Source organism: Flavobacterium plantiphilum (assembly GCF_046000495.1).
Classification (GTDB): domain Bacteria; phylum Bacteroidota; class Bacteroidia; order Flavobacteriales; family Flavobacteriaceae; genus Flavobacterium; species Flavobacterium plantiphilum.
On sequence record NZ_JBELQA010000002.1, the window covers coordinates 95,547 to 119,841 of the forward strand.

Below are 24,295 nucleotides of genomic sequence, written 5' to 3' on the forward strand. Positions count from 1 at the left end.
CGAAACTACAAAAAAACCGTTTCGCTTTTTTAAACGAAACGGTTTTATAATTTTTTACAGTTTCAAAAATTAATCTTTTTGAAGCATTTTTAAATCAACTACGGTTCTAAAACCTACATGATTAGAACTGGAACCTTCCGCCATTCCCATTCGGGCAGAGATTCTGAAACTGGAACAATACGATTCATTACATAAAAAAGAACCGCCTTTTATAATTCGCTCTTTTTCATATTGATTGGCAGGATTCCAAGCTTCGTTAGCTCCCTGAGGATTTCTGGTAGTTTCTCCTTTCGAAAATAACTCCTGATAATAATTTACGTTGTACCAATCCTGAGTGTATTCCCAAACATTTCCTGCAATATCATAAATCCCCAATGAGTTTGGAACAAATGATTTTACTGCTGCTAAAGCCGAATAGCCATCGCTTTTACTGTTGTAATTAGGGAAATCACCCTGCCAGGTATTGGCTTCTTTGTCTGTTTTTGAGGCATCATCTCCCCAGCTGTAAACCGGATTTTTTAAATTACCCATTGCAGCCAGTTCCCATTCGGCTTCTGTAGGTAATCGGCGTTTTGCCCATTTACAATAAGCCTGAGCATCTTCATAAGAAATATGAACTACGGGATAATTTTCTTTTCCAATGATATCAGAGTTATCTCCTTCCGGATGACGCCAGTTTGCTCCTTTTACCCATTTCCACCATTGGCGAAAATCAGTATAATTGGTCACATTTTTTACTTTCTCATTAAAAACCAAAGACCCAGGTTGCAATAATGAATCGGCCGGTTTAGGTGTTCCTTCAGGCAGACTTTTTTTGAATTCTTCCCATATAATAGGTCTTTCGGCAGTAGTTACATAATGTGTTTCATCGACAAATTTTTTAAAACTGGCATTGGTCACTTCGGTGATATCCATAAAAAAACCATCCACTGCCACACTATGTGCCGGTTTCTCGTGTTCGAGTGCTAAGCGATCATTTTCCTTTGCTCCCTGCGTAAAACTATTTCCCGGAATCCAAACCATATTAGGAGGCGTCGAAACATCCTTAGGCTGTTCTTTGACAAGCTGCGCTTTGTTATTGCAAGCACTAATAACAATCAACAAAACTCCAAAAATCCATTTGTTTATTTTCATACAATCATAATGTTTATCTAAAAAGTACTATCCTGAAATATAGTACCAGACAAAACTACTACTTTTTTATTCCAATTCTAACAACAAAACTGATTGTGCTGGTATGTTCGATTCGATTTTAAACTAGTGACTTGAATTATTAAAAATATAGGAAATACCTATTGAACCATAAAAATACCCTATATTTCTATAAAACTTTACTTCTTTTCCCCTGTAAACAAAAGCATAAGAAAGATTCAGATTTTTTTTTCGGTATCTCAATCCTGCTTCGGCATTAAAACGAAACGGAATGACATCAAAAGTAACCGGGCTGCTGTTACTAAAAAGGCTTCCCTGTATAGTGGCATCATACATCTGGTAATTAAAATAAGGAGCCATATAAAAATAAAACTCCTCTTTTACACCTTCCTTTTCAGTTGTCAATGAAGCACCATAAAAATTAGACTCCGAAAGAGGAACTAATTTTTTAATTCCAATTCTTGTAACAAACCCTGTAGAAAAAGACGTAAAAATTGTGCCCAATTTTGCCTCAGACTGCCAATGAAAATCAACTCTGTCTCTTTGTTTATTGCCCGAAAAAGCTTTAGCAAACAAAACATTAAATTGCAGTCCGAAGGCATTATGAATTTGATATTTCCACTCTTCAAAAGCAGTGTAATTAAATAAACGGTGCGTTCCCTTTTGTATCTTATCTGCAAAAGAATTAGGTCCCAGAACACCTATCTGGAGCTGTTTTTTAAATACGGACTGATTGCTGTAAAAGGTGGTTCTGCCAAACTGACCAAAAAGGTAACCTGCAAACGGTCTGTCAAACATTTGTTCTTCATCAACATAAATGAATCTGGGGCTGTACATATATTGTCCTGCCTTAATTTCATTTATTCTTTTTAAAACATTCGGTTTATTTTTTGAAGATAAATACCTGTAAAAAATTTCCAGTCCATTGGTATAATACTGGTCATTTTTAGTAGAAGTATATAAATCATTATCGGTAACGATACCTATTTCAAAAGGAGCTTTCTGACTTACTGCATTTGCCGAAATCAATAAAAAAAAACAGAAAAAAAGTACTTTTTTTGATTGCATTTAATATTCTATTTTTCCCACTGTGCGCATTACACGTACAATTTTGTCTTTTCTTCTGTTGATATAGGACGAAGAACTGGTAGCGGTAAATTTTCGGGGATTAGGTAAAATGGCTGCAATTCCTGCTGCCTGTCTTGGTGTTAAATTAGCGGCATCTTTTCGGTACCAGTGTTCGGCAGCAGCCTGAGCTCCATAGACGCCATTGCCCATTTCTATACTATTGAGATACACTTCCATTATGCGTTCCTTTCCCCAAATCAACTCAATCAAAACTGTAAAATAAGCCTCAAGAGCTTTCCTGACATAACTACGTCCCTGCCAGAGAAAAACATTTTTTGCCGTTTGCTGGGAAATAGTGCTTCCGCCTTTTATTCTTCTGCCGCGCTCGTTGTTTTTATAGGCTTTTTGCATGGCTTTAAAATCAAAACCATGATGTTTTAAAAACAAACCGTCTTCACTGGCAATAACAGCTTTTTGTAAATTAACCGAAATGTTTTCCAATGGTTCCCAGTCATGGTTGAAATAAACAGGCTTACCCGCCGCTTTGTTTTCAATAGCACGGATTAGCATAAGCGGCGTAAAAGGTACCGGAACAAATTTAAAAAAGACTACAAAAAACAAAGAAAGACCTATAAACCACAAAATAATTTTTAATACAATCCTCCTCATTTTAGCCATAAATCCCTGCGACTTCTTAGTTTGAGGTTTTGAATTTGATTTTTTAGGTGTGATTTTTGTTGCCATTTATGCTATTCTCCTGATACTTTTTTTGAAAAAAAATAAAATACAGACACTCATAAACTATCCGTATTTTCTAGATAAGGTAAAATTACTTTTTTTAATTAATCATCCAATAACATTTATTCTTATTTCTCAATTAAATCTTAAAACCTTTACAATACCGGAACCAGCCATTTTAAAATTCCTATTTTTATGGTTCTAAATAAATGTTAGCTTCAAAACATGACTCAAAATAAAATGACAGCCTCCTTACTGTGGCAATTAAAACGGATAACAACTCTGGGGATATCCAAAGACAAAAAATATATTGTTTATAAAGTAAGTACACCTTCAGTTGAAGAAAACAAACAGGAAATCAAAAATTATTTTATTCCCATAAATGGCGGAAATCCTACTGAAATTGAAGACCCGAATACAATTTTAATCAATAAAAAACTATCGCCTGATGGCAAATACCTGCTTTCCCATCAGGAAGTAAAACTGGAAAATGTCTTAGGGAAAGATTTTTATCCTGAACTGGAAAAAGCTGACGTTCAAATTTATGATTCTTTAAATTACCGCCATTGGGATAGCTGGAATGAAGGCAAATTTAATCATGTTTTTTATAAAGAAGATAAAGATGATGCTCCGCAAAAGGACATCATGGAAAACGAACTTTTTGATTGCCCGCAAAAACCTTTTGGTGGAGATGAAGATTACATCTGGTCTCCGGACAGTAAAAATATTCTGTATGTATCAAAGAAAAAAACAGGTACACAATATGCCCTTTCTACCAATACTAATATTTTTCAATACGAATTACAAACAGCTAAAACCACTAATCTTACGGAAGAAAATGCAGGTTATGATGTAGCGCCACAGTTTTCAGCTACAGGAATTCTAGCATGGCTGCAAATGAAACGGGATGGTTATGAAGCCGATAAAAATGATATTATTGTTCTTTTTCAAGGACTGAAAATCAACTTAACAGCACATTGGGATGGAACAGTGGATAGTTTTATTTGGAGTGAAGATAGCCAAAAAATATATTTCATCGCTCCCATTGACGGCACAAAACAATTATTTGAAGTCTATTTTCCGGAACTTACAAAGATGCTGCCTCAAGTGCAACAAATCACCGATGGTTATTTTGACATTACAAATCTGACTGGTTTTAATAATACAAAAATTATAGTCAGCAGAGAAGACACCAATCATGCGGCTGAAATATTCTCCTATGATTTAGTTGAAAATATTTGGCAACAATTAACCCATATTAATACTGAAATTTATCAGTCTTTGGCTTTAAGCAAAACCGAAAAAAGATATGTAACTACTACTGATGGTAAAAAAATGCTGGTCTGGCTTATTTTTCCACCTAATTTTGATGTTTCAAAAAAATATCCAACTCTATTATATTGTCAGGGTGGACCTCAAAGTGCGTTGACCCAGTTTTATTCTTACCGATGGAATTTTCAATTAATGGCTGCCAATGATTATATTATTGTGGCTCCTAATCGTCGTGGAATGCCCGGTCACGGGGTTGAATGGAACGAACAAATCAGCAAAGACTGGGGCGGACAAGTAATGAACGATTATCTTTCTGCTATTGATGATGTAGCTCAGGAAAGTTATGTTGATGCCAATCGGTTGGGCTGTATTGGTGCCAGTTTTGGTGGTTATTCTGTGTTTTATTTAGCCGGAATCCATCAAAATCGTTTTAAAACTTTTATTGCACACGATGGCGTATTCAATACCCAAAGTATGTACGGAACTACCGAAGAAATATTCTTTAGCAACTGGGATTTTGGTGGTCCATATTGGGAAAAAGACAATACTGCGGCTCAAAAAGCATACAACGAATTCAATCCGATAAACCGGGTCGAAAACTGGAATACACCCCTGCTAGTCATTCAGGGCGGAAAAGATTTTCGTGTGCCAACCGGTCAGGCACAAGAAGCTTTTCAAGCGGCACAATTGCGCGGAATTAAAAGCCGATTGCTCTATTTTCCGGAAGAAAACCATTGGGTATTACAACCGCAAAATGCACAAATCTGGCAAAGAGAATTTTTTAAATGGCTAAAAGAAACTTTATAGAAAATAATAATCAGAGTATTAAAATGGGAAACAAAAACAGTAACATTCCTGTAAAAGTATTTATCAGTTATATGATTCTAGTAGCACTTGTTGCAGGTGTAGGCTGGATTTTATACACTGAAAATATGGATTATTCTAAAATTGAAAACAAAATAGCTTTTGAAAAAAATAAAGTTTTAAAAGTAAGTCAGCTTTTTTCTAATGTATATAAAACAGAAAGTTTAGCACGAAAAACAATTCAGTCTAATTCTGAGACCGATTATAAAGAATACATTCAGGAAACTAATGCTTTACAGAAGCGGATTGGTTCTTTAAAAAAAACACTCTCCAGCGAATATCAAATAAAATTACTGGATAGTGTAATGGTATTGCTTACCGAAAAAACACAAAATATCAAACACCTCAAAGCAATCAAAAATAAAACTTCTGATGAAGCTTCTGTAAATGAAGCTATTCAGGAATTAACCCAACTTGAATTATCACTCAGCAAATTAAAACTACAGGATTTCACCAGAAATCCTGAAAAATTAAACAGCCATCAACGGAACATTTTACAAAATTATATTGATTATCTCAATCAGAATATTCCCGATGATACCAGCAATACCCTCACCAAAAAAGAAACGGATTCCATTTTAGCAGCTTCTAAACGATTATTGAGCAAAGTAAAACGGGAAACCGAAAAGAAAAAAGAATCCTTAAGTATTCAGGAAAGTAAATTGCTTACTAATGAAATTTTAATTTCAGATCAGTTAAGAAAAGTACTTCGTGTCATCGAACAGGAAATCATTACTTCCTCAGTAAAAAACAACAATGAAAAAGAAAAATCCTTAAAAAAAATCAACCAGATAGTGACCTATGCTGCTATATTAGGTTTGTTGCTCACTATTGTTTTCTCGATACTAATTGCCAGTGATTTTTCAAAAACACAATCGTATAAAAAACAATTGGAAATTGCCAATTTTAAAACTCAAAATTTACTCAGAAGCAGGGAACAACTCATTTCTACCGTCAGCCATGATTTAAAAACACCATTAAGCACCATTATGGGCTATGCTGAATTATTAGGAAAATCAACCTTAAGCAGCAAGCAGTCCTATTTTACGAGTAATATCAAAAACTCTTCGGAATATATTTCCAGACTGGTTCAGGATTTACTGGATTTTTCACAAATTGAAGCAGGGAAAATTAATCTTGAAAAAAAATCATTTTCCTTATTCCAAACCATACAGGAAGTCACCGCAAATTTGCAGTCGGTATATTCACAAAAAAATATTGAGCTACAGATTTCCATTGATGAAAAACTCAAAAAACCAATCATTGGTGATGCTTTCCGATTGAAACAGGTTTTAATTAATATCATTGGTAATGCCTATAAATTCACTGAAGAGGGCTTTATCAGAATAGCGGTTATTTTTGACTCTAAATCTCAAAAAGCGTTTATAATCATTGAAGATTCGGGAATAGGGATTGAAAAAGAAAGTCAGAATCTGATTTTTGAAGAATTTGCACAGGCCAATGAAACTATCGAAAAAAAATATGGCGGAACCGGTCTGGGATTAGCCATTTCAAGAAAAATAATCGCACTTTTAGGCGGAGACTTATATCTGAAAAACAGTTCTAAAAAAGGAAGCTGTTTTGAAATAGTCCTGCCTGTAACTTTTGACGGGCAACAGCTAACTGAAGAGAAAAATCCTGTAGTTTTTACACCTGCTCAGTCAAACAAAACTATTGTAGTAGTGGACGATGATGCTGATTTACTACAACTCACTACCGAAGTTTTAAAGGAGTTCTATACCGTAATTTCATTCTCTAATGCTGAGCAAGCCTTACAAAATTTAATCTCTGAACCTTTTGACATGCTTATTACCGATATACAAATGCCAGTAACAGACGGGTTTGAACTGATTAAAAAATTAAAAAAGAAGAAAAAATCATATCATAAACAGCCCGTTATAGCAGTAACCGGAAGAACAGATCTGGCAGAAGAAATATACAAAAAAGCAGGTTTCACCGCAGTTCTCAAAAAACCCTTTACTCCTTCTATCCTTTTACAAACTATAGATGCTATTTTTAATAAAGAAACTCTTCCTGTTCAGGAAAACGAAATAAAAAAAATAAAAAATGAGAATCAGTTATTTTCTTTGGATTCACTAAAACTATTCTTAAAAGAGGACAACGAAGCGATAAAAACAGTAGTTCAATCATTTATTTCATCAACTAATTCCAATCTTTTTATGCTGGAAAACAGTATAAAAACAGCTGATTATGACAGGATTAAACAGGTAGCACATAAAATGGCTCCTATGTTCAAACAGATTGAAGCCTTAGAAATCGCCAGAATTTTAAACAATCTTGAATCATTAGATTATAATGATGCGGAATTAAAAACACTTTTTACTGATTTAAAATCAAAAATAAAAGTATTGCTCCTGGATCTGGAAAAATCTATTTAATGAATATCGTACAACTTGAGTTTATTGTACAAAGTTTTTCGGGTAATTTGTAAAAGTTTTGCCGCTTCTGATTTGTTATTTTTTGTTTTGAACAAAGCATTTTCAATGGCTTCTTTTTCATTTTCGGACAAAGAAAAAGAATCCTTTTTGGTTTCATTTTGAGTAAAAAATTCAACAGGCAATACAGCACTTTCAATAAAATCGCCCTGCGTTAATAAAGTAGCGCGTTTAACACAATTCTGTAATTCTCTTAAATTTCCGGGCCAGTTGTAATTTTGAAAAATCGCAACCACTTCTTTTGAAAACCCGATGACTTCTTTGTGCAATTGCGCATTGGCTTTTTCAAGAAAAAATTCTGCAAATAAAATCAGATCTTCTTCACGTTCTGCAAGCGAAGGCGAGTGAATTGAAAATTCATTAATCCTATGGTATAAATCTTCCCTGAAATCACCATTTTTGACTGCTTCACGCAAATCTTCATTGGTAGCTGTAATAATCCGGATATCTACTTCAATTTCTTTATTGCTGCCTACAGGTTTAATTTTCCGTTCCTGTAAAGCACGCAACAACTGGATTTGATTTTCATAAGATAAATTTCCTATTTCATCCAGAAAAAGAGTTCCGCCACTTGCTGCTTCAAAGTAGCCTGTTTTATCAGAAATAGCTCCTGTAAAAGAACCTTTCAGATGTCCGAAAAATTCGCTTGCTGCCAGTTCTTTTGGAATTGCTCCACAATCAACAGCAATAAAATTATTCTGTTTGCGGTGACTTTGTTGATGAATGCTTTGTGCTATTACTTCTTTCCCTGTTCCGCTTTCACCAATAATTAAAACGGACATATCCGTAGGACTTACCAGTTTAATATGTTCTGAAAGTTTTTTTGAAGCTGTAGAAATTCCCTGCACATACTCTTTAGAAAGCTTTTCTTTAACCGATGGTTTTTGAGTTTGTTTTGTTGGTTTATCACTAGTCTTATCTTTAGCTAATGCATTACTTATAACTACCAGGACCTCATCAGGATTGAAGGGTTTCGAAATATAATCAGAGGCGCCATTTTTAATAGCTTTTACGGCAGTGCTCACTTCTGAATAGCCTGTCATTAAAATTACCGGAGTCTCAGGATATTTAGTTTTAAATTCTGCCAGTAACTCAATACCGTCTGCATCAGGCAATCGTAAATCAGTTAATATAAGATCAAATACTACGTTTTGAGTCAGCAAACGTGCTTCTGTTGCCGAAAAAGCAATACTAACTGCATAATTATTTTTGATTAGAAACTTTTCTAAAAGTTTGCAAAACGAAATATCATCTTCAATAATTAAAATCTTCAGCATTACTAGCACATTTTATGCTAAAATAAGATTTATATTATTGGAATTTCATAAAATTATGCAAAAAAAAAGAGGTTGTAAATTACAACCTCCTTTTCAATAAACAATAAGTTAATTCACCAACTTATTTTTTACCAGTTCCCATCGACATCTGTAAAAACAGTAGCCGATTGGTCTTTAACTGTCATTTCTAACTTATACTCTTTTTATAATTTACATAGGATTCAGATAAAACAGCATCCGGATACGGTTTTTTAAAAATTTCAGTTTCCGGAGCTGTTTGCTCTGCAGGACTTGCCTCTTCCTAAGTGTGAGTATTAAGACCATTATACTTCCCAGTATAATTTACTGTTGATGTGAATAACTTTTTCAGGATTATTTCTGAATCCATTTCCCTGTTTCATCCATGTATAAAGCACCTTCTTTATCCCCCATTTTCACTTCTAACTTATACTCTTTTTTATCGTTTACATACGCTTTAGTCAGTTCAGCATCCGGATACGCTTTCTTTAAAGATTCAGACACCGCAGAAGGAACATCTTCTGATTTTATTTCATTGTAAACACCGGTTGTCTGAGTTGCCTCTTCAGTTGCAGGAGCTGCCTGATCTGCCGCCGGAGTTGTTTGCTCTGTAGGAGTTGCGTTTTGATCCTGAGCCGGAGTTTCCTGAGCTGACATTGTTGTTAAACTTCCCAATACGATTGCTGCTGATAAGATTAATTTTTTCATGATATATGTTTTTTTAAATATATTATTATTACTTATTTATGTTGTAATTTTAGTTTTTTTCAATCCATTTACCTGTTTCATCAGCATATAAAAGTCCTTCTTTATCGCCAACTTTAACTTGTAATTCATACTCTTTTTTATCGTTTACAGAAGCTTTGTTGAGTACTGCATCCGGATATGCTTTCTTTAAAGCTTCGGTTACTGCTGCAGGAACTTCTTCTGTTTTAATTTCGTTGTATGCATTTACTTCCTGCGCTACAGTGGCTTCTTCTGCCGGTGTAGCCTGATCCGTTGCCGGCGCTGTCTGTTCTGTAGGAGCGGCATTTTGATCTTCGGCAGGAGCCTGATCCTGAGCTGACATGGTTGTTAAACTTCCTAATACGATTGCTGCTGATAAGATTAATTTTTTCATGATATATGTTTTTTAAAAATTATTATTTTGTTGTTATTTGAGTTTTATTAAAAGGGTGTTTTTATTTTTGAATCCATTTTCCTGTTTTGTCAGCATACAAAGCACCTTCTTTATCGCCAACTTTAACGTCTAACTGGTATTCATTTTTACCGTTCATATGGGCTTTATTGATTACTGCATCCGGATATGCTTTTTTTAGAGATTCAGTCACTGCTGCTGGAACTTCTTCCACTTTGATTTCTTTAAATTCATCTGTTGCAGGAGCTGCTTGTTGCGTTTGAGCAGGAGTTGTAGTTTCTTGTGCCTGTGCATTCATTGTTGACAAACCTCCTAATACGATCGCTGTTGCTAAAATTAATTTTTTCATGATGTGTATATTTTAATATTATTATTGTTTTACACTTAGAACATTGAAATTATTATACCAACAATTTATAAAGAGGTAAAAAAAACAATAAAACCTATGATTTACAATGATTTACAAAAACAGAGTGTTTTTACGTTTTGGGTAATAGTGTGTAAAATCGGAGCGAACTGTATCTTTTTTACACACTTTATTGCATAAAAAAAGCCGCACATCACTGTACGGCTTCTCATATTATATCGACAAAGACTTTTTATTCCGGATCATTCATTTTAAAAGTATCCATAAAAGCAGTAGTATAATCACCTGCAATATAACGCGGATCATCCATTAATTGTCTGTGGAAAGGAATTGTAGTTTTGATTCCTTCAATTACAAATTCGTCTAATGCTCTTCTCATTTTACTAATTGCTTCTTCGCGAGATTGTGCAGTAGTAATCAATTTAGCAATCATCGAATCATAATTTGGCGGAATAGTATATCCTGAATACACATGAGTATCTAAACGCACTCCATGACCACCTGGCATATGTAATGTAGTGATTTTTCCTGGTGAAGGTCTAAAATCATTATATGGATCTTCGGCATTGATACGACATTCGATAGCATGCAATTGCGGCAAATAATTTTTACCTGAAATCGGAATTCCGGCTGCTACCATAATTTGTTCACGAATTAAATCGTAATCAATTACCTGTTCTGTAATAGGATGTTCTACCTGAATACGGGTATTCATTTCCATGAAATAGAAGTTGCGGTGTTTATCAACCAGAAATTCAACCGTTCCGGCACCTTCATACTTAATATATTCGGCAGCTTTTACGGCAGCTTCCCCCATTTTCTGACGCAGTTCGTCAGTCATAAACGGAGAAGGAGTTTCTTCTGTTAATTTTTGGTGACGTCTTTGAACCGAGCAATCTCTTTCAGAAAGGTGGCAGGCTTTTCCGTAAGCATCTCCTACGACCTGAATTTCAATATGACGGGGTTCTTCAATTAATTTCTCCATGTACATTCCGTCATTTCCAAAAGCAGCTGCTGCTTCCTGACGTGCACTTTCCCATGCTTTATGAAGTTCTTCTTCTTTCCCGATGGCACGCATTCCTTTACCGCCACCACCGGCAGTAGCTTTCATCATAACAGGATATCCTATTTCTTTGGCTACTTTTTGTGCTTGTTCAAAAGATTCTAAAATTCCTTCAGAACCAGGAACACAAGGAACACCAGCTTCAATCATAGTAGATTTAGCAGAAGCTTTATCTCCCATTCTGTCAATCATTTCTGGTGCAGCTCCAATAAACTTAATACCATGTTCCTGACAGATTTTAGAGAATTTGGAATTTTCAGAAAGGAATCCATATCCCGGATGTATTGCATCAGCATTAGTAATTTCGGCTGCTGCAATAATATTTGACATTTTCAAATAAGAAAGGTTACTTGGTGCAGGTCCGATACAAACAGCTTCATCAGCAAATTTTACGTGTAAACTTTCTGCATCGGCAGTAGAGTAAACGGCTACTGTCTTAATACCCATTTCTTTACAAGTTCTGATTACACGAAGTGCAATCTCCCCTCTATTTGCAATTAATATTTTTTTAAACATCTCTTTTGAGTTATGATTTATGAGTTATGAGTTTTTAAAATTATGATCGATTACAAAATCACTTCATAATTTATAATTCATAATTAATTAAGATGGATCTACTAAAAATAATGGCTGATCAAATTCAACCGGAGACATATCATCAACTAAAATTTTAACGATTTTTCCAGAAATTTCAGACTCGATTTCGTTGAATAATTTCATCGCTTCCACAACACAAAGTACATCTCCTTTTGAGATAGAAGTTCCTACTTCAACAAACATAGGTTTATCCGGAGATGGTTTTCTATAAAAAGTACCAATCATTGGTGATTTTATAGTAACAAATTTAGAATCTTCAGCTACTGGAGCGGCTGCAACAGGTGCTGAAGCCGGAGCTGCAGGTGTTGCTATAATTTGTTGTACCGGAGCCTGAGCAGGTAATTGCTGCACATAAGTTGGCTCTGGAGCTGTTGTTTCTAATGTAGTTCGAATGGTAATTTTAACATCATCCATTTCCAGTTTTACTTCGGCAACACCAGAATTAGATACAAATTTGATTAGGTTCTGAATTTCTTTTAAATCCATAATATTTGTGATTTTAGTTTAAATTTATTGTTTGTTATACGCCCATTTCAGGTAGATAGAACCCCAGGTAAAACCTCCTCCGAATGCTGCAAAAATAATAGTATCTCCTTTTTTAAACAAATGTTCAAAATCATTTAAAACAAGTGGTAAAGTTGCTGATGTAGTGTTTCCGTATTTTTCAATATTCATCAAAACCTTAGATTCTTCCAGATTCATCCTGCTGGCAGTAGCATCAATAATACGCTTGTTTGCCTGATGTGGCACTAAGAAACTCACATCTTCATTAGTCAGATTATTTCTTTTAAGAATTTGTTCACTGGCATCGGCCATGTTAGTAACAGCATATTTAAACACCGTTTTTCCATCTTGTCTTATACTGTGTCTTTTTTCTTCTATTGTTTGAATAGTTGTCGGGTGAAGAGAGCCTCCGGCATCAATTTTCAGAAAATCACGACCTACACCGTCACTTCTTAAATACTCATCCTGCAATCCTAAACCTTCATGATTAGGTTCAAATAAAACTGCTCCCGCTCCGTCTCCAAAAATAATGCACGTAGTTCTGTCTGTATAATCTACTATAGATGACATTTTATCAGCACCTATAAGTAAGACTTTTTTATATCTTCCTGATTCTATATAGGCTGCAGCTGTAGACATTCCGTATAAAAAACTGGAACAGGCTGCCTGTAAGTCATAAGCAAAGGCGTTTGTAGCACCTATTTGACTAGCAACATAAGCTCCAGTTGCCGAAACCTGCATATCCGGAGTGGCTGTTGCCATTAAAACCAAATCAATTTCTAACGGATTTATATTGGCTTTAGTTATTAAATCCTCAGCTGCTTTTATGGCTAAGTAAGAAGTTCCTTTATCAGCATCTTTCAAAATTCTTCTTTCTTTTATTCCTGTACGCGATGTAATCCATTCATCGTTTGTGTCCACCATGGTTTCAAGAATCTGGTTTGAAAGCACAAAATCTGGAACATAAGCTCCAACTGCAGTAATTGCGGCTGTAATTTTATTCATTTTATTCGGATATTTTCCTTTTTGTGAGCACACAAAAAGAAACGTTTAAAAAGGGGTTAAAAATACAAAAAAAATCTAAACCCTTTATCTTTAAAAACCTCTTATTTAACGAAAATTGCAAACAATAAAAAACTCTCACATAGTGTGAGAGTTCTCGTATTATCTATAAAAACGTATTATGCAAAAGTAGCTTCTGACTTATCAATAACCACTTGTCCTCTATAGTACATTTTCCCTTCATGCCAGTAAGCTCTGTGGTATAAATGTGCTTCACCTGTAATAGGACAAGTAGCGATTTGTGCTACTGTAGCTTTATAATGTGTTCTTCTCTTATCTCTTCTTGTTTTCGAGATTTTTCTTTTAGGATGTGCCATTTTACTATATTATTTATCCGTTAATAGTTGCTTTAATTTGTCCCAGCGCGGGTCTATATCTTCTTCTTTATTCTCTTTTTTATCTGCCTCTTTAATTTGTAATTCATTCAGTTTTTCTAAAGCATCGGTTTTTAAACTTCCGTCTTTCACTCCCGGATGAACCCGCTTTAAAGGTACTGACAGCACAATCATCTCATAGATATACTGTATAATATCTATTTCAAATTCACCGAAAGGCAAAATCAGCAACTCTTCATTATCATTATTAAACTCTTCACCAAAACGAACGATCAATTTCATTTTACCTTTAATTGGCAAATCAAAATCTTCACCCGTTAAGTCGCAAGGCACATTTACTGTCCCTTTGTGCTTAAAACTCAACTCAAGCATGTTGCTTTTTTTTTCTAACACTACTGAAACTTTGACCTCTGAATTTTGAAATTCATCATACTCAAAGTTCTCAAAGAACGCATTATTTATCTGATATTCAAAATGATGTTTCCCCAGTTTTAAACCCACGAAAGGAATTAAAAATTCTTTTGTCCTGTTCATTTCAACATAATTTTGCCCAATTCTGAAGCTTCAGAACGGGGTGCAAAGATATAAAATTATTATAAATCCAATAACGTTATTAATCTTTTTTTATTTACATTTATTTTTCTCTAACTTTTAGCGGCTTTTCAGTCATTTCTTCATACTGAATCCTTGAACGATAGACATCTATCGCCAAATAGACTGCTTCTTTAAACGAATTAAAATCAGCAACCCCTTTTCCGGCGATATCATATGCCGTTCCATGATCCGGAGAAGTCCTTACCTTACTCAATCCTGCAGTAAAATTAACCCCTTTTCCAAAAGATAATGTTTTAAAAGGAACCAATCCCTGATCGTGATAAGCAGCAATAACAGCATCAAATTTTTCATAATGACCGCTGCCAAAAAAACCATCAGCTGCAAAAGGTCCAAACACCGCTGTTCCTTTATCAAACATTTTTTTCAAAACCGGCTTAATCAGCTCCTCATCTTCTTTCCCAATAACTCCTCCGTCACCACAATGCGGATTTAGTCCTAAAACGGCAATTTTAGGAGTAGCAATACTAAAATCACGTATCAGTGATTTTTTTACAGTTTCTATTTTTTTTACAATCAATTCTTCTGTCAATCGCGAAGCTACTTCATTAATAGGCACATGATCTGTCAACAAACCTACTCTTAAATTATCCTGCACCATAAACATCAAAGCATCTCCTTCTAATTCCTGATCCAGATAATCTGTATGTCCGGGAAATTTAAAATCTTCCGATTGTACGTTATACTTATTTATAGGAGCAGTCACCAAAACATCTACCAATCCATCTTTTAATGCTTTTGTAGCAGCAACAAAAGATTTTATAGCATATTCCCCTACCTTATCATCATTTACTCCTAAATTCAAATCCACACCTTCCCTCCAAACATTCAACACATTAATTTTACCCGGAACAATTTGGTCTAATTTATCAATTCCGTGAAGAACGACAGCAGATTCTAAATTTCTTTTTATAAAAGATAAGATTTTCACATTTGCAAAAATAACAGGTGTACAAAACTCTAACATCCGAATATCTTCAAATGTTTTCAGAACAACCTCGCTTCCAATACCATTTAAATCCCCAATTGAAATTCCTATGATAATATTTTCTGCATTTTTAATCATATCCACAAGTTTTTTATTGCTAATTTTGAAGTGCAAATTTAGTAAAATAAAACAAGAATGTTTACAGGAATCATAGAAACCCTTGGAACCATCCAGGAAATAAAAAAAGAAAAAGACAATATCCACGTAACAATAGACGCAACCATTACTAACGAACTCAAAATAGACCAAAGTGTAGCCCATAACGGAATATGCCTTACTGTTGTAGCGATAAAGGAGAACAGTTACACAGTAACCGCTATTGATGAGACCATAAAAAAAACAAATTTAGGTGAATGGGAAGTCGGCGATCTGGTGAATCTTGAAAGAGCCATGAAACTGGGAGACCGCTTAGACGGACATATTGTTCAGGGTCATGTGGACCAGACGGGTAATTGTATTTCCATTCAGGAAACAAACGGAAGCTGGCTTTACACCTTTGAATATGACGACAAACTAAATAATCTCACCATTGAAAAAGGCTCTATTACCGTCAACGGAGTAAGCTTAACGGTTGTAAATTCTCAAAAAAATCAATTTAGTGTAGCAATCATCCCTTACACTCACGAACACACTAATTTTAAAAATTTCGTAGTTGGTTCTAAAATCAATCTGGAATTTGATGTTATAGGGAAATATGTCTCTCGACTGAATCAATTGAGATAACCCATAAAAAAAACTCTAATTTACATGGGAGTTTTTTTTCGTTTTATTCCTCTATATACAACTAATAAAGCTAATACCCCTCCACCCAAACCAGTTATCAAAACATAAATTGAGTTATCAATAGACACAATAGGATTACAATATGACCCAGGCTCTTCTGTCTCCGCTTCGATACAATCTAAATATTGTTGAGAAGGAGGATCCGTACCTTCTGGCTCATAATCTTTGCAACACTCTAATCCATTAGGAGGAGGAATATCTGCCATCATAACAAAACTCACAAAAAAGCAAGCAACTAAAAAACTATATTTATTTAATATTCTTATCATGAATTTTAAAAAAAACACTTATAGAAAAAATTTATCCTGTATCAGGAACAAAGATATACATTTAAACGAATTCCGCACATAAGAAAAAGCCCTTTAAAACGTTAATTTCAAAGGGTTTTTATCGATTTTTTGAGTGATTTAAACCTAATTTAATAGCCCGATTCAAAAAATAAAATTACAAAATAAACCAAAAAGTTTTTATTCTTAACTCGTTTTCAAGTATTTCTTCTTGTTTACACTTATCAATCTTTACCAAATTTATTCAATAAAAAAAGCCTCTACATTGCTGTAAAGGCTTGATTTTACTAGTGGTCCCACCTGGGCTCGAACCAGGGACCACCTGATTATGAGTCAGGTGCTCTAACCAGCTGAGCTATAGGACCGGTTAAGAGTTTGCAATATTACTACTATTTTTTGTTTGCTCCAAATATTTTTAACTTAGTTTTTCAGTATACACCGACATTAAAAAAATGACAGTAGAAAAGAGCTGATTCTTAGAACCCTAAAGAATTTTATAATTCCTTAATAGTTTGACACAACTCTATCAAAACACCATTTGTACTTTTAGGATGCAAAAAAACCACTAATTTATTATCGGCTCCTTTTTTAGGATTTTCATTCAAAACATCAAAACCTTCTTTTTTCAATCTTTCCATTTCATGCTGAATATCATCTACCTCAAAAGCAATATGATGTATGCCTTCTCCTTTTTTTTCTATAAACTTAGCAATTACACTGTTCTCATGAGCAGAAGCCAGTAGTTCAATTTTATTTGTATCACTTTTAAAAAAAGAAGTAATCACCCCTTCACTCTCTACTTCTTCCTGCTTATAGGGTGAAACGCCTAATAATTTTTCGAATAATACATTCGAAACAGTCAGGTCTTTTACCGCAATACCTATGTGATCGATTTTTTTCATTTGCAAAATATTTATTCTAAAGTTACACTATCACTGATTCACATAAGTATTAAAATAACCACATTCTCTAATTACATCCTGATAATATTTAGTATCTGAATAATCTTTTTCTAATGTTTTAAATCCGTTCCACGCCAGAAAATTAATTTTATCACCATACACTTCCCAATAATTTTTGTTCTGAAAATAATATCGCTGATTGTAAAAATCATTTCGTTCACACTTGGCCAACATATAGATACATTTTGCTTTTTGTTCCTTAGTTTTCGCTGCCAAAAGTGCTGTTTGGTAATACATTTTAGACACTGAACCATCTATTATCATTCGTTTCATAGCCTCTCTAAAATAAGTGGGGCTCGAGCCATAACCTACAATGCTGATTTCATAAAAAGTTCGCGCATTTCCAAAATGGGATATATTATAAAATGCATTTCCCAGCAGCAGACTGTTATTATAAACATCTTCATTGTTAGCTATTTTACGCTGCATTTCATTTATCAGATTAAGAAAATCTATTTGAGTAAATTTTCTTTTTTGATAAGCTGCATGCTCACAATCATGGCAATCTTTTATGTTTCCGTTAAACGGATTCCCTAATAAAACATAATGCTGTACGCTATCGGTTTCTTTCATATAAGCAATTGCCTGAGGAATTTTATTTTCGAAAGTAGCTTTGACAGCCTGAAAATTAGAAATATCCCTCCACTTTAAGTTATAGATTTTTTCGGCTATTTGCTCCATTTGTGTTTTATCTGATTTCTGTAAAAAGCTTTTCATAGCCAAGAGATTTTTTTCATCATCATAAAATGAATTCCCCGCATTACCGGAATAATATGCTGTGGACTGCGAAAACAACTCTGCCATAACAACATTATTTTGTGCTTTATACAATGCTGACAAATACTGTCTGCTCCAATTAGAGGCGTTATAAAATCTTAAATTTTCAATATTTTTAGCAGGAAGTTCTTCGTACAGCCATTTCAAATCATTCAAAATAGTTTGCTCTGATTTACTGTCGATTTTACTGATTTTATTCAGATTATTGACAAAACGAAGCAATCGTAACTGACTTGAGGCCAAAACGGTTTCAGGCAAATCTTTTTCAGATGCCGCATACATTTTGTCGGCTTTATCATAATCTCCGTTCAGAGATAGCAGATAACCTAACGCCATTTTCCACGAATAAGGTTTATCAACCGTATCAGAATTTGCTATTGTATCCACTAATGCCAGTACAGACTGATTTAGTTTTGCCTTTTGTTGTTTTTTATTTTCGGCAACAGTATTTTTTTGATAATCAGCACTTATTTTATTTTCCTGATTGTTTATTAATCGCGTTAAAAGATAATTCAGATGCGAACTGGAAGGATCTAGCTCAAAAATAGCGGCAATGGCTTCCTGTTCATCATTATAATAACCCCGGATAGCCCAAAGTGCTGCTTTTTCCTGATTTGTACTTGCCATTTCTAAGGATTCTTTCCAATCATTATTTTCCTGCGGATGAAAGTTGTAAGCCGCTACAACCCGCATTTCAGGGCATTTATCAAAAACCCGGCTGTACAAATAATTAGAAACCGCATAGTTTTTTTGCTTATAATGAATTCCGGCTATATAACTGACCGCTCTGTAATACAAGGTGTTCTGAGGAACTTCAGAAGCTGTTTTATTAAAGAATTCGATTGCTTTTTGCTTATTATCACTATAAAAATAAGCTTTAACCGTTTGAAACCAATACCGGTTTTTTAAAAAAGTATCTTTTATGGCAGAGTATTTATTTTCAATTTCTTTAATTATTGCTGCATCGGTAAAACTCTTATAAACAACCGGATCATAACTCCAGTTTTTCTCGACAACAGAAACCGATTCAATATGCTGAGCTAAATATAAAAAGGTGATAAACTCTTTTACTTTTGGTTCTTTCAAATTTATTTTCGAAGCAAAACCTATCGAAGATTCATTTTTTTTCCCGGTTTTAAAAAAGAAATACAACTCCTCAACCTTAATTTTTCTGTCATTATCTAATAAAAAAGCTTTCACCTCTTCCGGATTCATCTTTCCTTTTAAAAACGATTGCCAGTCAGCAGTAATTTGATCATTAAAACGGGAATTATGCTGATCATCAAAACCAATTCCGTAAAAAACATCTCCTGATAAAAATAACGGCACATAAGATTCATCAGCAAAGGTTTCAGGTGTGAAATTAGAATTGTAATACCAGTTATCAAACCAATCTCCGCCACCGCAAGCGTAAATTATTCCATACCCGAACAAAAGAATACTACTAAAAGTGATTAGTAATTTGCTTAAAAATGTTTTTTTCATAATTTTTTAAATTGTCTTCGTCTAAGTCGTAAAATATAATTTCTTTTGGTTTCTGAGGCAAATTAGCTGTTAAATCAGTAGCCATTTCTTTTAAATCGCCGGCGCTTATTGCTTCAATTTTCACAACATCTCCTTTTTTATAAAATACTCCTTTTCGGTAATTGGAGTGTATTACGCTAAATGTTTTTTTAGCTGTTGCGACAAAATTAGTATCCAGTTGTAAATCATTAACGGTTAATTTACTCCGCAATCCCAAAATCCGGTTATCTCGGCTATGAATTCCCCAGGCATATACCGGCAAAGCCACATTTAAAGATAACGGATATTTTTTTAAACTGGAAATATAATGCGCGGCAGTGGTTCTGTCATATATCGAATTCAATGATTTAATGCCAATAGTTCCCATATTGTAATACATTAAAACGGCGGAATCTACATTTGGAACTTTAGTTTTTTTAAAATATTTCACTTGATGTAAACGAATGGTAGCCGATATTTTTTTATGTGAAATACGTTTAAAGCTTTCAATAAATGCCATATAAGCCGGGCTGCTTTTCAGCGTCCAATCACAATCAATTTGAATTTCGTTACAGCTTAAGTCATTGGTCTTATTGATAATCTGAATAAAATCAAATGTTTTTTGAGCTAAGCTATCCGTCACTTCTGTCGATAGCATTACACTATTTTTGATATAAACAACCGGAACAATATTGCTGATTGTGGGTTTTTGAATAAAATGAATTGGACTTCTTGGGAAAGCTTTTTTTGTTTTAGTATCCAAGTCAATATCAAAATAACGAATGTATATTTTTTGTACGTTGTTTTCCTTTATTGCTTTTTGTTCCGTGGCTGTTAATTCATAGTTAGTTTTCCAATAGTAAAAAGAAATTAAAGGTTCTTCTTTTTTATCACAGGAAAACAACACCAACAGTAAAAAGAGATATAAAATATTTTTTTTCAAAAAAAGTTCATTTAGCGTTTGCTAAACTAAGAAATAGTGCTCAGGAGAAAAGAAAATATATGTTATTAAAAACATAAAAAACGTTTTTTTATCCCAAATGCTTTCCTTAATAATTAGCCAAAAAATTTCAATTACAGTAAATATAATCGTTATTTTGTAAATTCTAAATTCTGAAATTCATGTTGCAAAACAAATTAAAATACGTCCTCATAATACTGGCAATAATGATGGCAAGCTGTGCCAAAAGAGGAAGTATCACTGGTGGCTTAAAAGACACTATTCCCCCTGCCTTAAGCACTAGTTTCCCTGCGAACTACAGTACTAATTTCAAAGAAAAACAAATCAAATTAGAGTTTGATGAAATTGTTATCCTGAAAGGAATCCGAAAACAATTGGTGATTTCGCCGCCCATGAAATACGAACCACTTATTATTCCTACCACTGCCAGCAGAACAATTATAATAAAATTAAAAGACACTTTAAAACCAAACACTACCTATAGTTTTAATTTTGGACAAAGTGTAACCGACAACAACGAAGGAAATCCTCTAAATCAGTTTAAATATGTGTTTTCTACAGGAACTTACATCGACTCTCTGGCACTTAACGGAAAAGTAAAATATGCTTATGAAAAAGAGCCTGAATCTTTTATTTCGGTAATGCTTTATGAAATAAATGATACCTATAATGATTCTGTTATTTATAAAGAAAGCCCCAGATATATTACCAATACTTTAGATAGTTTAAAAACCTTTCGTTTAGAGAACTTAAAAGCGGGAAAATATAAATTAATTGCTATAAAAGACCTGAACAACAATAATAAATTTGACCCAAAAACTGAAAAAATTGGTTTTTTTAAAGATTTCATTACGGTTCCCAACGACACCATATTTGAATTAGAGCTTTTTCAGGAGAACAATGCTTTTAAAGCCTTTAAACCCACACAGGAAACAGCAAACAGATTGTTGATGGGGTATGAAGGAGCCGTTACACAAACGGAAATGAGGCCAAAAGTGGTTCTGAAAAACAAAAACCAGATATTATCCAATATTGTGACAAAACTCCCAAAGAAAGATTCACTCCAAATTTGGTTTAAACCCATTAAAACAGATTCTTTAAAAGTAGAAGTCTCACAGGAAAACTACAATAGAGATTTTATTGTAAAAATAAGAAATCCTAAAAAGGACAGTTTAACCATCAGTTCAATAAATCCAGCCGGTTTTAACGACCGTTTTGCTCTAGAATCTTCCACTCCGTTAGTTCAGTTTGATGAAACAAAAATCAAATTAATCAATACCGATTCAACTGAGGTGAAATTCACCACCAATTATGATGAATTCAATCAAAAATTGTTCTTTGACTTTCAAAAAGAAGTGGCTCAAAAATACAGTTTCAACATCCTTCCCGGTGCATTAACTGATTTTTTTGACCAGACCAATGACACTTTGAATTATCAAATAAGTACTAAATCCCTCGAAGATTATGGAAATCTGAAAGTAAAATTAGAAAACGTAAAATCATTTCCTGTTATTATAGAATTATTAAAATCCACCGGTGACGTTGTTACCAGCGAATATATTAATGAAAATACCACAATAAATTTCAAACTTTTAGATCCCGCACAATTTTCCCTTCGTGCTATATATGACACAAATAAAAATCGGCGTTATGATCCGGGAAATTTTCTGGAAAAAAGATATGCTGAAGAAGTGATTTATTTCTCTGGAGAAATTGATGTACGGGCCAATTGGGATGTCGAGCAGACTTTTGATCTGAGCATTCCTTATACCCCACCTAAAAAAGATTTAACGAAAAAGAAAACAACAAATTAAGTGAATTGAAACGAATCTTTATCGTTTAAGAAACCAAATCTTTGACGCGTTTCAATTAGTTTGTCTTTATCTAAAGTAGCCACAAAAACAGCCTCTGTTTCTTGTGGCTTTATTATATAATCTCCCAACGAATTCAACAACTGAGAATGTCCTGAATACGGATGCGCATTTCCATCAATACCCACTCTGTTAACAGCCGCAACATAACTCATATTTTCAATAGCACGCGCTTTTAGTAAAGCATCCCAGGCATTCACTCTTTTTTCTGGCCAACTTGCCACATACAAAAGCAAATCATAGTTTTCTACATTTCGGGAAAATACCGGAAAACGCAAATCATAACAAACCATCGGACAAATTTTCCAACCCAGAAATTCCACAATTAATTTCTGTCTGCCTGCAGTGTACACTTTGTCTTCTCCAGCTAGCGTAAACAAATGTTTTTTATCATAAAACTGAATTTCGCCCGAAGGGAACACAAATAACAATCTATTATAAAAATTACCCGCTTCTTCAATCACTACACTGCCTGTTATGGCTACATTTTTGGCTTTCGCCAAGGATTGCATCCAAGCCACAGTTTCGCCTTCCATCGGTTCAGCAACAGCGGCAGGATTCATTGTAAAGCCTGTAGAAAACATTTCAGGAAGTACAATCAAATCAACTGATTCATTAATTCCATTGATTTTTTCTTCGAAGGAATTCCGATTAGCTTTTGGGTTTTCCCAAACTAAAGAAGATTGAATAAGTGCGATTTTCATAAAAAAGTTGTTTCACAAAGGTACGGAAAGATAAAAAAGATTAGTAACAAATGGGCAAAAACAAAAAAACGCATCCAAATGAATGAATGCGTTTTTTTAAAACTATTTGTCTTTAAGCTTTCGACTTTAAGACATTTGACTTTATAACTAGTTATTATCCTTTGATACTTGCCGCCAGATATTCTCTGTTCATACGAGCAATATTCTCAAGAGAAATTCCTTTTGGACATTCAATTTCGCAGGCTCCGGTATTGGTACAGTTACCAAAACCTTCTTCGTCCATTTGTTTTACCATGTTCAATACACGGTCAGTAGCTTCTACTCTACCTTGTGGTAACAAAGCATATTGAGAAACCTTGGCTGAAACGAATAACATAGCTGAAGAGTTTTTACAACTCGCTACACAAGCTCCGCAACCAATACAAGTTGCTGCATCAAAAGCTTTGTCTGCATCATCTTTGTTTACAGGAATGGTATTTGCATCAATAGTGTTTCCAGATGTATTAACTGAGATAAATCCTCCTGCATGCTGGATTCTGTCAAAAGAACTCCTGTCAACCACTAAATCTTTCACAACCGGGAAAGCTGCTGCACGGAATGGCTCGATAGTAATGGTATCTCCATCTTTGAACATACGCATGTGCAATTGACAAGTGGTTACGCCTCTGTCAGGACCGTGCGCTTCACCGTTGATGAATAAAGAACACATTCCGCAAATTCCTTCGCGACAATCGTGGTCAAAAGCTACCGGTTCTTCACCTGCATTGATTTGTTGTTCATTGAATACGTCAAGCATTTCAAGGAATGACATATCAGGCTCAATTCCGTCGATTTTATAATCAACCATTGCTCCTTTATCCTGGGCGTTTTTCTGACGCCATATTTTTAATGTAAGTTTCATATCTTTTTAGTTTGAAAGTCTTAAAATCAAAAGTC

23 protein-coding genes and 1 tRNA gene are annotated in these 24,295 nt (G+C 34.2%); 4 read left to right on the forward strand and 20 right to left on the reverse strand.

The genetic code is table 11. The features are described from left to right. Positions 1-69: 69 nt before the first annotated feature. From ABS764_RS03160 to mtgA, 3 genes are all read right to left on the reverse strand, one after another. Positions 70-1,134, reverse strand: coding sequence for a formylglycine-generating enzyme family protein (locus ABS764_RS03160; protein WP_408079896.1), 1,065 nt, complete (start codon positions 1,132-1,134; stop codon positions 70-72). Positions 1,135-1,257: 123 nt separating this feature from the next. Then, positions 1,258-2,220 (reverse strand): lipid A deacylase LpxR family protein, encoded by a 963-nt coding sequence (locus ABS764_RS03165; protein WP_408079898.1) that lies wholly within the window; start codon positions 2,218-2,220, stop codon positions 1,258-1,260. After that, positions 2,221-2,964: a monofunctional biosynthetic peptidoglycan transglycosylase gene (gene mtgA, locus ABS764_RS03170; protein ID WP_408079900.1), complete on the reverse strand. Its 744-nt coding sequence runs from the start codon at positions 2,962-2,964 to the stop codon at positions 2,221-2,223. Between the two features lie 219 nt (positions 2,965-3,183). Here mtgA and ABS764_RS03175 point away from each other — a divergent pair, with 219 nt between their 5' ends. Both ABS764_RS03175 and ABS764_RS03180 read left to right on the forward strand, forming a co-directional pair. Beyond that, positions 3,184-5,037, forward strand: coding sequence for a S9 family peptidase (locus ABS764_RS03175; RefSeq protein WP_408079902.1), 1,854 nt, complete (start codon positions 3,184-3,186; stop codon positions 5,035-5,037). After that, the gene (locus tag ABS764_RS03180; RefSeq protein ID WP_408079904.1) at positions 5,016-7,493 is read left to right on the forward strand and encodes a hybrid sensor histidine kinase/response regulator; all 2,478 of its coding nucleotides are present in this window, start codon (positions 5,016-5,018) and stop codon (positions 7,491-7,493) included. The genes ABS764_RS03175 and ABS764_RS03180 overlap by 22 nt, the downstream gene beginning before the upstream one ends. Here ABS764_RS03180 and ABS764_RS03185 read toward each other — a convergent pair. From ABS764_RS03185 to pdxA, 10 genes are all read right to left on the reverse strand, one after another. Continuing rightward, a complete protein-coding gene (locus ABS764_RS03185; protein WP_408079906.1) occupies positions 7,490-8,827 on the reverse strand; it encodes a sigma-54-dependent transcriptional regulator in 1,338 nt (445 codons plus the stop codon). The two genes, ABS764_RS03180 and ABS764_RS03185, sit on opposite strands and share 4 nt — an antisense overlap. Before the next feature lie 372 nt (positions 8,828-9,199). Next, positions 9,200-9,553 (reverse strand): hypothetical protein, encoded by a 354-nt coding sequence (locus tag ABS764_RS03190; protein WP_408079908.1) that lies wholly within the window; start codon positions 9,551-9,553, stop codon positions 9,200-9,202. Between the two features lie 49 nt (positions 9,554-9,602). Next, positions 9,603-9,965 (reverse strand): hypothetical protein, encoded by a 363-nt coding sequence (locus ABS764_RS03195; protein WP_408079910.1) that lies wholly within the window; start codon positions 9,963-9,965, stop codon positions 9,603-9,605. A gap of 61 nt (positions 9,966-10,026) precedes the next feature. Continuing rightward, positions 10,027-10,332 carry a hypothetical protein gene (locus ABS764_RS03200; protein ID WP_408079912.1) on the reverse strand — a complete coding sequence of 102 codons (306 nt, stop codon included), beginning with the start codon at positions 10,330-10,332 and terminating at the stop codon, positions 10,027-10,029. 250 nt (positions 10,333-10,582) lie between these two features. Further along, the gene (accC, locus tag ABS764_RS03205) at positions 10,583-11,929 is read right to left on the reverse strand and encodes an acetyl-CoA carboxylase biotin carboxylase subunit (protein ID WP_408079914.1); all 1,347 of its coding nucleotides are present in this window, start codon (positions 11,927-11,929) and stop codon (positions 10,583-10,585) included. A gap of 87 nt (positions 11,930-12,016) precedes the next feature. Beyond that, positions 12,017-12,496, reverse strand: a complete 480-nt coding sequence (gene accB, locus ABS764_RS03210; RefSeq protein ID WP_408079916.1) for an acetyl-CoA carboxylase biotin carboxyl carrier protein — start codon at positions 12,494-12,496, stop codon at positions 12,017-12,019. 24 nt (positions 12,497-12,520) lie between these two features. Continuing rightward, positions 12,521-13,519: a beta-ketoacyl-ACP synthase III gene (locus tag ABS764_RS03215; protein ID WP_408079918.1), complete on the reverse strand. Its 999-nt coding sequence runs from the start codon at positions 13,517-13,519 to the stop codon at positions 12,521-12,523. Positions 13,520-13,695: 176 nt separating this feature from the next. Further along, on the reverse strand, positions 13,696-13,893 hold the full coding sequence (gene rpmF, locus ABS764_RS03220; protein ID WP_073242095.1) for a 50S ribosomal protein L32: 198 nt from the start codon (positions 13,891-13,893) through the stop codon (positions 13,696-13,698). A gap of 9 nt (positions 13,894-13,902) precedes the next feature. Next, entirely contained in the window at positions 13,903-14,445 is a 543-nt protein-coding gene (locus tag ABS764_RS03225; protein ID WP_408079920.1) for a YceD family protein, read from the reverse strand. A 100-nt stretch (positions 14,446-14,545) separates the two neighbouring features. Then, positions 14,546-15,589 carry a 4-hydroxythreonine-4-phosphate dehydrogenase PdxA gene (gene pdxA, locus ABS764_RS03230; RefSeq protein WP_408079922.1) on the reverse strand — a complete coding sequence of 348 codons (1,044 nt, stop codon included), beginning with the start codon at positions 15,587-15,589 and terminating at the stop codon, positions 14,546-14,548. A 57-nt stretch (positions 15,590-15,646) separates the two neighbouring features. Here pdxA and ABS764_RS03235 point away from each other — a divergent pair, with 57 nt between their 5' ends. Continuing rightward, complete coding sequence (locus tag ABS764_RS03235) at positions 15,647-16,234, forward strand: riboflavin synthase (protein WP_408079924.1); 588 nt, start codon at positions 15,647-15,649, stop codon at positions 16,232-16,234. Between the two features lie 20 nt (positions 16,235-16,254). On the opposite strand, the gene ABS764_RS03240 is transcribed toward ABS764_RS03235, so the two are convergent. The 5 genes from ABS764_RS03240 to ABS764_RS03260 form a co-directional block, all read right to left on the reverse strand. Beyond that, a complete protein-coding gene (locus ABS764_RS03240; protein ID WP_408079926.1) occupies positions 16,255-16,563 on the reverse strand; it encodes a hypothetical protein in 309 nt (102 codons plus the stop codon). 309 nt (positions 16,564-16,872) lie between these two features. Further along, positions 16,873-16,946: transfer RNA gene (locus ABS764_RS03245), tRNA-Ile, on the reverse strand. 129 nt (positions 16,947-17,075) lie between these two features. Continuing rightward, positions 17,076-17,483, reverse strand: a complete 408-nt coding sequence (gene mce, locus ABS764_RS03250) for a methylmalonyl-CoA epimerase (protein ID WP_408079928.1) — start codon at positions 17,481-17,483, stop codon at positions 17,076-17,078. A gap of 30 nt (positions 17,484-17,513) precedes the next feature. Then, a complete protein-coding gene (locus tag ABS764_RS03255; RefSeq protein ID WP_408079930.1) occupies positions 17,514-19,805 on the reverse strand; it encodes a hypothetical protein in 2,292 nt (763 codons plus the stop codon). Next, on the reverse strand, positions 19,765-20,766 hold the full coding sequence (locus tag ABS764_RS03260; protein ID WP_408079932.1) for a hypothetical protein: 1,002 nt from the start codon (positions 20,764-20,766) through the stop codon (positions 19,765-19,767). Before ABS764_RS03260 ends, ABS764_RS03255 begins: the two co-directional genes overlap by 41 nt. Before the next feature lie 224 nt (positions 20,767-20,990). Between ABS764_RS03260 and ABS764_RS03265 the strand changes: the two genes are divergently transcribed. Continuing rightward, entirely contained in the window at positions 20,991-22,598 is a 1,608-nt protein-coding gene (locus tag ABS764_RS03265; protein ID WP_408079934.1) for an Ig-like domain-containing protein, read from the forward strand. On the opposite strand, the gene ABS764_RS03270 is transcribed toward ABS764_RS03265, so the two are convergent. Both ABS764_RS03270 and ABS764_RS03275 read right to left on the reverse strand, forming a co-directional pair. Beyond that, the gene (locus tag ABS764_RS03270) at positions 22,595-23,359 is read right to left on the reverse strand and encodes an amidohydrolase (protein ID WP_408079936.1); all 765 of its coding nucleotides are present in this window, start codon (positions 23,357-23,359) and stop codon (positions 22,595-22,597) included. The two genes, ABS764_RS03265 and ABS764_RS03270, sit on opposite strands and share 4 nt — an antisense overlap. Positions 23,360-23,513: 154 nt before the next feature. After that, entirely contained in the window at positions 23,514-24,260 is a 747-nt protein-coding gene (locus tag ABS764_RS03275; RefSeq protein ID WP_408079938.1) for a succinate dehydrogenase/fumarate reductase iron-sulfur subunit, read from the reverse strand. Positions 24,261-24,295 lie beyond the last annotated feature (35 nt).